The sequence below is a fragment of the Salipiger sp. HF18 genome (assembly GCF_011806505.1).
GTDB classification, from domain to species: Bacteria; Pseudomonadota; Alphaproteobacteria; order Rhodobacterales; family Rhodobacteraceae; genus Salipiger; species Salipiger thiooxidans.
The window spans coordinates 1-8,474 of the sequence record NZ_JAATOS010000151.1 but is presented as its reverse complement, the minus strand read 5'-3'; the positions used below and the strand labels follow the sequence as shown (position 1 = coordinate 8,474).

Annotated in this window: 6 protein-coding genes and 1 pseudogene; 6 read left to right on the top strand and 1 reads right to left on the bottom strand. The window is 64.9% G+C overall.

What is annotated here, in order from left to right; genetic code table 11:
* Window positions 1–254 (bottom strand): annotated as a pseudogene (locus tag HC022_RS13710) (hypothetical protein); the annotation flags it as partial.
* An 83-nt stretch (window positions 255–337) separates the two neighbouring features.
* Here HC022_RS13710 and HC022_RS13705 point away from each other — a divergent pair.
* The 6 genes from HC022_RS13705 to HC022_RS13675 all read left to right on the top strand — a co-directional run bounded on the left by HC022_RS13705 (window position 338) and on the right by HC022_RS13675 (window position 8,436).
* Window positions 338–1,597: an RNA polymerase subunit sigma-54 gene (locus HC022_RS13705; protein ID WP_167452814.1), complete on the top strand. Its 1,260-nt coding sequence runs from the start codon at window positions 338–340 to the stop codon at window positions 1,595–1,597.
* A gap of 544 nt (window positions 1,598–2,141) precedes the next feature.
* Window positions 2,142–4,931, top strand: coding sequence for a 2Fe-2S iron-sulfur cluster-binding protein (locus tag HC022_RS29160; RefSeq protein ID WP_175583569.1), 2,790 nt, complete (start codon window positions 2,142–2,144; stop codon window positions 4,929–4,931).
* 47 nt (window positions 4,932–4,978) lie between these two features.
* Window positions 4,979–6,040 carry an aromatic/alkene monooxygenase hydroxylase subunit beta gene (locus HC022_RS13690; RefSeq protein WP_008886003.1) on the top strand — a complete coding sequence of 354 codons (1,062 nt, stop codon included), beginning with the start codon at window positions 4,979–4,981 and terminating at the stop codon, window positions 6,038–6,040.
* 22 nt (window positions 6,041–6,062) lie between these two features.
* Complete coding sequence (locus HC022_RS13685; RefSeq protein WP_008885347.1) at window positions 6,063–6,437, top strand: MmoB/DmpM family protein; 375 nt, start codon at window positions 6,063–6,065, stop codon at window positions 6,435–6,437.
* A gap of 165 nt (window positions 6,438–6,602) precedes the next feature.
* The gene (locus HC022_RS13680; RefSeq protein ID WP_008884667.1) at window positions 6,603–7,628 is read left to right on the top strand and encodes an amidohydrolase family protein; all 1,026 of its coding nucleotides are present in this window, start codon (window positions 6,603–6,605) and stop codon (window positions 7,626–7,628) included.
* A gap of 4 nt (window positions 7,629–7,632) precedes the next feature.
* Window positions 7,633–8,436, top strand: a complete 804-nt coding sequence (locus tag HC022_RS13675; protein WP_008886131.1) for an iron-sulfur cluster assembly protein — start codon at window positions 7,633–7,635, stop codon at window positions 8,434–8,436.
* Window positions 8,437–8,474 lie beyond the last annotated feature (38 nt).

The window sequence follows — 8,474 nt, the reverse complement described above, 5'->3', positions numbered from 1 at the left end:
CAGAGCACGCATTGATCGAAGAGGAACACCAGATCGACCGCGGCGCTGTTCGGCGCATCGTCGAGCCGCGGCACCGCGCGGAACCCCGGCAGCGCCCGGATGCCCTCGCGCCAGTGGCGGTCGAAATCGAGTCCGCGCGCCGACCAGAGCTGCTTGGTCCGCGCCAGCAGCTGCGGCGACAGCCCCGGGTAGGACAGCTCGGGCGGGCTCTGGAACAGCGGCGCGATCGCGCCGGGGGGCAGGGAGTCGGCCATCTTTGCAAGGGTCCTGACGGTTTCGCCCCGAGCGTAGCGCAAGCCTTCGAAATCTGGCCAGATGTTTCCGCGAGTCGCGCGCGATGAGCCCGTCGACCCGCCTGCAGGTGAGCCAGAGCCAGGTGTTCCGGATGGGCCACGTGATCAGCGTGCTGCAACTCTCCGGCGAGGAGCTGGACCAGCACCTGTTGCAGACGGCGCAGAGCAACCCGCTGCTGGTGGTGCGACGCCGCCGTCAGACCGCGATCCGCGCCGGCAGCGCCCATGACCTGATCGACAGCACCTTCGCGGACCGGCCCACCAGCCTCTACGACCATGTGCTGCGCGAGCTGGCCGGCCTCGCCGGGCGCGGCGCCGCCATGGAGCGGCTGATCCTCGCGCTGGTCGAGGAGCTGGAGCCCTCCGGCTGGCTGGGACGCCCGGTGCCGCAGATCGCGGAGAAGCTGGGGCTGAGCGTGCAACTCGTTGAAACCGCGTTGGATCTGGTGCAGCGGCGGGTCTCGCCCGCCGGGATCTTCGCGCGCGATCTGAGGGACTGTCTGCGGCTGCAGCTCGAGGATCAGGGGCTCTGGGATGACGCTGCCGGGCGGGTGCTGGCACATCTCGAGGTGCTGGGAACCGGCGGCGCGGAGGCGCTGGAGCGCGCGACCGGGCTCGATGCGGCAACGATTGCCACGCGGCTGCAACGGTTGCGGCGGCTCGATCCCAAGCCGGGGAGCCAGTTCGCCACCGACCTTACCCTGATGCGCGAGGCCGACGTCCGGATCGAGGCGCGCGGCGACGGCTGGGTCCCGATCTTCCGCACGAGCTTCGAGACAGTGGTGGCGGTACCTCCCGGGGCCTCGGGTGACAGCTCGCCCGAGATGCGGCGGGCGCTCGGCGAGGCCAGGGCGCTGAAGCAGGCGCTCGACCTGCGGCAAGGCGCGCTGAAACAGATCGTGCAGGTGATGATCGAGGTGCAGGGCGCCTTCTTCCGCGACGGCCCCGAGGCCTTGCAACCGCTCACCCAGGCGATGATCGCGGCGAAGACCGGGTTTCATCTCAGCACCGTGAGCCGGGTCCTGAACGGGCTGCTGATCGAGGGGCCGAACGGCATCATCCCGGCCCGCACCCTCTGCGCGCGGCGCTCGGCGCTCTGCTCGACGGACGGCCCGTCGAAGCCGAAGGTGCTGGCGCGGCTGCGGGCGCTGCTGCTGGCCGAATGCGCGAGCCACCCGCTGTCCGACGTGCAGCTTTCGGACGCCTTGCGCGCCGAGGGCCTCGCGGTGTCGCGCCGAGTGGTCGCGAGATACCGCCACGAACTGGGCTTCGCCCCGGCATCTCAGCGGCGCCTGCGCGCCTGACACTCCTCCCCTTCTGCAGGTCTTCCGAGCCGCGCCCGCACCTTTGCGAGCGCGGCTCTTTCATGTCCGGTGTAACGCGCGGCCCCGGCCGGAACGGACGGTGTAACGCCCGCCCGCCGGCAGGTGTAACGCGGGGCGTAAAACAATGTGACAGTCGCCGGCCGGCGCCGGTTTCGCGCCCACACCCGCAGCCTTCCGCAAAATAAATGAACAAAATTTAAATTATATTTTCAATTACTTATACAAATTTTCCATGCTGCAACTGCACATTTCGCCGCATGGGAACGGTCCTTGCATGAAGAGAGGCATAACACGCGATCTTCCCTGCGGAAGAGATGCCAAAGAACGAAGGACCGGGAGGAGAGATGTCGCCAGCATCGCCTGCGCGCGCCGCGGGCCGTGCCGATCTGCGCGCCTCGAGCTTCCCCACCTTTGCCGAGAACCCCGTGCGACGCGGCCCCGGCCCGAAGCACGCAATGAAACGGCGAAAGCCGCCAAAACGTGGCCGGGAAACCGGGCTCAGAGCTTTAAGGAGGCTCATGGCATGACTTTGACGCTTAACAAGATCACGTCGCAACGTGGTATCTCGGTCGGGGAGGCGACCAAGAAGATCGCGGATCTGGGGTGGAACCCGACCTACGTCCAGGAGGCCGCGACCTTCCCGACGGACTACAAGATCACCAAGGCGCCGCGCGATCCGATGAAACAGGTGCTGCGCTCCTACTTCCCGATGGAAGAGGAAAAGGACAACCGGGTCTACGGCGCGCTCGACGCCGCGCTGCGCGGCGACATGTTCCGCAACGTGGAGCCGCGCTGGATCGAGTGGATGAAGCTCTTCCTCGCGATCATCCCCTTCCCCGAGATCTCGGCCGCGCGCTCGATGGCCATGGTTGCCCGCCTGTCTCCGGGCGAGGACCTGCGCACCGGCTTCACCATGCAGATGGTCGACGAGTTCCGCCATTCCACGATCCAGATGAACCTGAAGAAGTGGTACATGGAGAACTATATCGACCCCGCCGGGTTCGACATCACCGAGGAGGCGTTCGGCAAGTGCTACGCCACCACCATCGGCCGCCAGTTCGGTGAGGGTTTCATCACCGGCGACACCATGACCGCCGCCTGCATGTACCTGACCGTGGTCGCCGAGACCGCGTTCACCAACACGCTCTTCGTGGCCATGCCTTCGGAGGCCGCCCGCAACGGCGACTACGCACTGCCCACGGTGTTCCTGTCGGTGCAGTCGGACGAGAGCCGCCACATCGGCAACGGCCACTCGCTGCTGATGGCCGCGCTCAAGGAGCCCGAGAACCACCTGCTGCTCGAGCGCGACCTGCGCTACGCCTTCTGGCAGAACCACGCCATCGTCGACGCCGCCATCGGCACCTTCATCGAGTACGGCACCACCAACCGCGACAAGGACAAGGAATCCTACGCGGAGATGTGGCACCGCTGGATCTTCGAGGACTACTACCGGACCTACATGCTGCCGCTCGAGAAGTACGGCGTGAAGATCCACCATGACGATGTGCAGGAAGCCTGGAACCGGATCACCAAGAAGAACTACGTCCACAAGGTCGCGCAGTTCTTTTCGGTCGGCTGGCCGGTCAACTTCTGGCGCATAGAGGCCCAGACCGACAAGGACTTCGAGTGGTTCGAACACAAGTACCCGGGCTGGTACGCCGAGTTCGGCGAATACTGGCGGTGGTACGGCAAGCTCAGCAAGCCGGGCGAGACCGTCATCACCTTCAACCAGGATACCGGCTACGTCTATCCGCACCGCTGCTGGTCCTGCCTTGTGCCCTGCCTCATCCGCGAGGACATGGTCGTGGACGAGATCGACGGCCAGCTGCACACCTTCGCCCACGAGCTCGACCGCTGGACCGCCGTCGAGGCCTTCGCGGACGAGTACCAGGGTCGTCCGACGCCGGCGATGGGCAAGTTCTCGGGCAAGCGCGAGTGGGAGTCGGTCTATGACGGCTGGGATCTTGCCGACGCGATCGTCGACCTGAACTTCGTCCGCGACGATGGCGAGACGCTGGTGCCGCAGCCGCACCTGCGCTTCGACAACAAGGACATGTGGAAGCTCGAGCACGTGCGTGCCGCTGAACATGCTGCGCGGGATGAACGACGCGGACCGCGAGGCCCACATCGCCGAGTACCGCGCCGGGTTCACCATCAACCCCTGCAACTGACACGAGACGACCGGGAGCCGCCCTCGCGGCTCCCGGACCCTCGGCCGCGCGAATGGCGCGTGCCGTGCCCCAGGGAGGATAGAATGACGGAGACCTATACCGTCCGATTGCAGCCTGTCGGCGTGGAATTCGAGGTGGACGAGGACGAGACGATCCTCGACGCCGCGTTCCGCCAGGGCATCGCGCTGCCGCATGGTTGCAAGGAAGGGCAATGCTCGGCCTGCAAATGCGTCCAGCTCGATGGCGAGACCGAGATGCTCAAGTATTCCACCTTCGCGCTGAACGAGATGGAGAAGGACAGCGGCCACATCCTCATGTGCCGTACCCTTGCCTACAGCGACGTGGACATCGAGCTTCTGAACTATGACGAGGAGGCCCTCTCCAAGTCCATTCCGGTCCGGCAGTTCTCGGGCAAGATCGTCGATTTCCAGAAACTGACCCATGATATCCGAGGCGTTCAGATCGAGTTGGATGCACCTCTCAAGTTCTGGGCGGGCCAATATGTCGACATCACGGTCAAGACGGAAAAGGGGGAGGAGATTACACGCTCGTTCTCCATGGCAAATCCGCCGAGCGAAACCCAAGAACTCGGCTTCATCATCAAGAAGTACCCCGACGGACGCTTCTCGAACGAGCTCGACGACGGAGGCATCAAGGCCGGCGCCGACGTCAGCATCGAGGGACCCTACGGAATGTGCTTCCGACGGGAAGACCGAGAAGGACCCGTGATCCTCGTGGGCGCAGGATCTGGCATGTCGCCGGTCTGGTCGATCCTCAACGATCACGTCGCCAGCGGCGAGGACCGCCCGGTCTACTTCTTCTACGGCGCCCGCACCCGCGACGACCTGATCCTGCTCGACCGGATCGATGCGCTGACCGCGGCCCATCCGGGCATCGAGTTCATCCCGGTGCTCAGCCATGCCGACGACGACGCAGACTGGACCGGCGAGCGCGGCTTCGTGCACGAGGCGGTGGACCGGCGGCTCAAGGCGCTGGGGATCGACGGCGACGGCGACGTCTACGCCTGCGGACCGCCGCCGATGATCGACGCGCTGACGCCGGTGCTTTTCATGCACGACTTCGATACCGACCGCATCTTCTTCGACAAGTTCACGCCCACTTCCGGTTCTTCGGACCACTGAGACCGGTCCGAACGCTAGTGACGTAACACCAACCAAGGGAGGCTACCATGGTAGCAACATCTAGTTCCGTCGGCTCCGGCGCCGCGGGTGCCGCAGAGTTCGTCGGCTCGAAGAGCCGCAAGTACAGCTACTTCACCCCGCGCGGCAAACGGGCGACCCATTACGAGGACGTCACCTGCGACGTCCAGCCCGATCCCGAGCGCTACCTGATCCAGAACTGGATCATCGAGTTCGAGGGCGGCAAGGGCGGCGGCGCCTACCAGAAGACCTCCACCGCCGCGCAGTCCAGCAACTGGCACGCCTTCCGCGCCCCCGACCAGGAATGGGAGCGGACCCACTACCAGCGCCAGTCGAAGATCGAGACCATGGTGCAGAACGTCATCGCGAACGCCCGCAAGGCCGGTGCGCACAAGGTGTTCGACAAGGCCTGGCAGACCGTCCTGCAGAAGCATCTCGGCGCCTGGAAGCATGCCGAGTTCGGCCTTGGCACCTCGCTCATGCAGGCGCAGCGCTACGGCTACACGCAGATGATCAACAACGCCACGCTGACCAACTCGTCCTACAAGATGCGCCTGACGCAGGACATCACGCTCTACCTCGCCGAGATCGGCATGGATCTCGACGGCTGGGACGACGAGCTCGGCAAGAAGACCTGGCTCGAGGACCCGATCTGGCAGCCCTGCCGCGAGGCGGTCGAGACGATCATGGGCGCCGAGGACTATCTCGAGCAGTACTTCGCCATCAACATCGTGTTCGAGCCGCTGGTGGGCGAGCTGATCCGCTCGGGGTTCTTCATGCAGGCTGCTGCCGCCAACAACGACTTCATCACCCCGCCGGTGATTTCGGCGGCCGAGGCCGACTATGAGCGCAACCTCGCGAACACCGTCGACCTCATTTACCTGCTCGTGAACGACGAGCAGTTCGGCGAGCAGAACCGCGCGCTCTTCAAGGGCTGGCTCGCCAAGCACGGCGCGCTTGCGGAAAAGGCCGCGGACGCGCTTCAGCCGATCTGGTCGCAACCGCATTCCAAGCCGGTCTCGTACCAGGAGGTGAAAGAGGTCTCGCGCGAGCGCCTGGCCCAGATCCTCGACGAGCTCGGTCTCAAGTAATCAGCCAGATAGGGAGAAACAGATGTCTAGCACAGCGCGTAACGCATCAAAGAAGAACATCTTCAAGCCGATGAGCGAGATCGATCTGACCTCGCGCGAGGTGTCGCATCAATGCGGTGTGACCATGAACGACTCTGTCGAGGCGCGCGCCATCGCCGAGTTCATGGAAGAGAACAATCCCAACGTGACCGTCACCTACAACCCGGCCACCATCCGGATCGACGGCGAGGGCAAGCTGATCTTCAAAATGGACGAGATCACCGAATACCTCGGCCGCGAGATGACCGCCGAGATCTTCGAGGTGAACACCTCCACCCACTACGGGCGGATGGTGCGGGTCGACGACAACACCGTGATCCTCTTCGGCGACATGAACGAAGTGATGGAATTCATCTGATCACCGGCACGGGGGCGCGGCACGCCCTGCCCCCGGCCACCCCCACCGACGGACAGACAGGCGGACGGCCTGACGGACAGACAGCGGGCGCGCGGCTGGAAAAGCCGGATGCCGCGCGCCTCTCCGGACCGTCTGCGCGCGCAACGACACCCAGGGAGGTTAGCAATGTACAAGACACCCGACGGCAAAGAGATCTTCGTCCTCGACGGCCACGTCCACTTCTGGGACGCCAGCCCCGAGAACCAGGCGAACGTCCACGGCAAGCAGTTCATCGACTGCTTCTACGCCTACCACACCAACCTCAGCCCCGAGGAGGAGCTCTGGGAGAAGGCCAAGTTCGAGAAATACTCCGAGGAGGACATCTACCGCGACCTCTTCGTCGATGGCCCGGACGACATGGCGATCATCCAGACCACCGTCCTGCGCGATTTCTACAAGGAGGGTTTCGGCTGCCTCGAGCGCTCGCACGAGATGGCCAAGCGGCACCCGGAACGCTTCATCGTCAACGGCAGCTTCGATCCCCGCGATGGCGAGAAGGCGCTCGAGTACATCCACTGGATGAAGGAAACCTTCGATATCAAGGGCGTGAAGATGTACACGGCCGAGTGGAACGGCGGCAGCAAGGGCTGGGCGCTGAACGATCCCGCGGCCTACAAGTGCTTCGAGCTCTGCGACAAGCTCGGCATCCGCAACATCCACGTCCACAAGGGTCCGACCATCATCCCGCTGTCGAAGGATGCCTTCAGCGTCGATGACGTGGACTATGCCGCCACCGACTTCCAGAACCTCAACTGGATCGTCGAGCATTGCGGCCTGCCCCGGCTCGACGATTTCTGCTGGATCGCGACGCAGGAGACCAATGTCTACGCCGGTCTCGCCGTCGCCATGCCCTTCATCCACTCGCGCCCCCGCTATTTCGGCGAGGTCATGGCCGAGCTGCTGTGGTGGGTCGGCGAGGACAAGATCCTGTTCGGCTCGGACTACGCGATCTGGACTCCGCAATGGCTGGTCGAGAAATTCTGGAACTACCAGATCCCCGAAGACATCTCGGCCGAACGCAGCGGCGTGCAGCTGACCGACGCGATCAAGGAGAAGATCCTCGGGCTCAACGCGGCCAAACTCTACGACGTCGATGTCGAGGCGATGAAGACGCAGCTGGCCGGCGCACCGGTGCAGATCGCGGCGGAGTAAGCTCATGTTCCTTGCCACTCTGAAGGCGGAATGCGAGCTGGAGGTCTGGGACTGCCTTTCGGCAGTCTCGGATCCCGAGCTCGACGAGCCGATCACCGACATGGACTTCGTCCAGAGCGTCGAGGTCTCGGAGGACCTCTTCGTCCGGGTCGAGTTCCGGCTGCCGACCTACTGGTGCTCGCCCAACTTCGCGTTCCTGATGGCCTTCGGCATCCGCTCCGAGGTGATGGCCCTGCCCTGGGTGCGCGGCATGACCGTGCACCTGCAGGACCACTGCCTCGGCGACGAGGTCAACGACGGCGTCAACAGCGGCCGGCCGTTCCACGAGATCTTCGCCGAAAGCTGCGGCGGCGCGGTGCTGAACGAGGTGGTCGAGACCTTCATGGCCAAGGCCTTTGACCGCCGCCAGGAAGCGCTGCTGCTGGCGCTGCGCGCCGAGGGCAGGAGCGACGCGGCGATCACCGCGATGACGCTCGCCGCGCTGAAGCGGGTGCGCTTCACCGGCCCCGAGGAGCTGCGGCAGCTGCCGCGCTATCTCGAGCTGCTCGCGGTGAAGGGGCTCGCGCCTGGCGGGGACGCCCCCGCTTTCCCGACCTGGGACGGCCAGCGCATCGCGCCGGACGGGCTTCAGGCGCACATGGGTCGGCTGCGCAGCACGCGCATCAACATGGAGTTCAACGGCGCGCTGTGCCGCGGTCTTGGCGCCACCCGCTACAAGGAGGTCGCGATCGGCCCCGAGGGTCCGACGCTGGTCGATTTCATCGCGGGCCGCGTCCCGCCCCGCGAGGCAACGGACGCGGGCCGGTAACGAACTGAACCAAGACGACAAAATGGGAGGAGGCCCAA

Excerpts from the sequence above, each read along its gene's own strand:
- HC022_RS13685 (WP_008885347.1), top strand. The coding sequence starts at position 6,063 with ATGTCTAGCACAGCGCGTAACGCATCAAAGAAGAACATCTTCAAGCCG.
- HC022_RS13705 (WP_167452814.1), top strand. The coding sequence starts at position 338 with ATGAGCCCGTCGACCCGCCTGCAGGTGAGCCAGAGCCAGGTGTTCCGG.
- HC022_RS13680 (WP_008884667.1), top strand. The coding sequence starts at position 6,603 with ATGTACAAGACACCCGACGGCAAAGAGATCTTCGTCCTCGACGGCCAC.
- HC022_RS29160 (WP_175583569.1), top strand. The coding sequence starts at position 2,142 with ATGACTTTGACGCTTAACAAGATCACGTCGCAACGTGGTATCTCGGTC.
- HC022_RS13675 (WP_008886131.1), top strand. The coding sequence starts at position 7,633 with ATGTTCCTTGCCACTCTGAAGGCGGAATGCGAGCTGGAGGTCTGGGAC.
- HC022_RS13690 (WP_008886003.1), top strand. The coding sequence starts at position 4,979 with ATGGTAGCAACATCTAGTTCCGTCGGCTCCGGCGCCGCGGGTGCCGCA.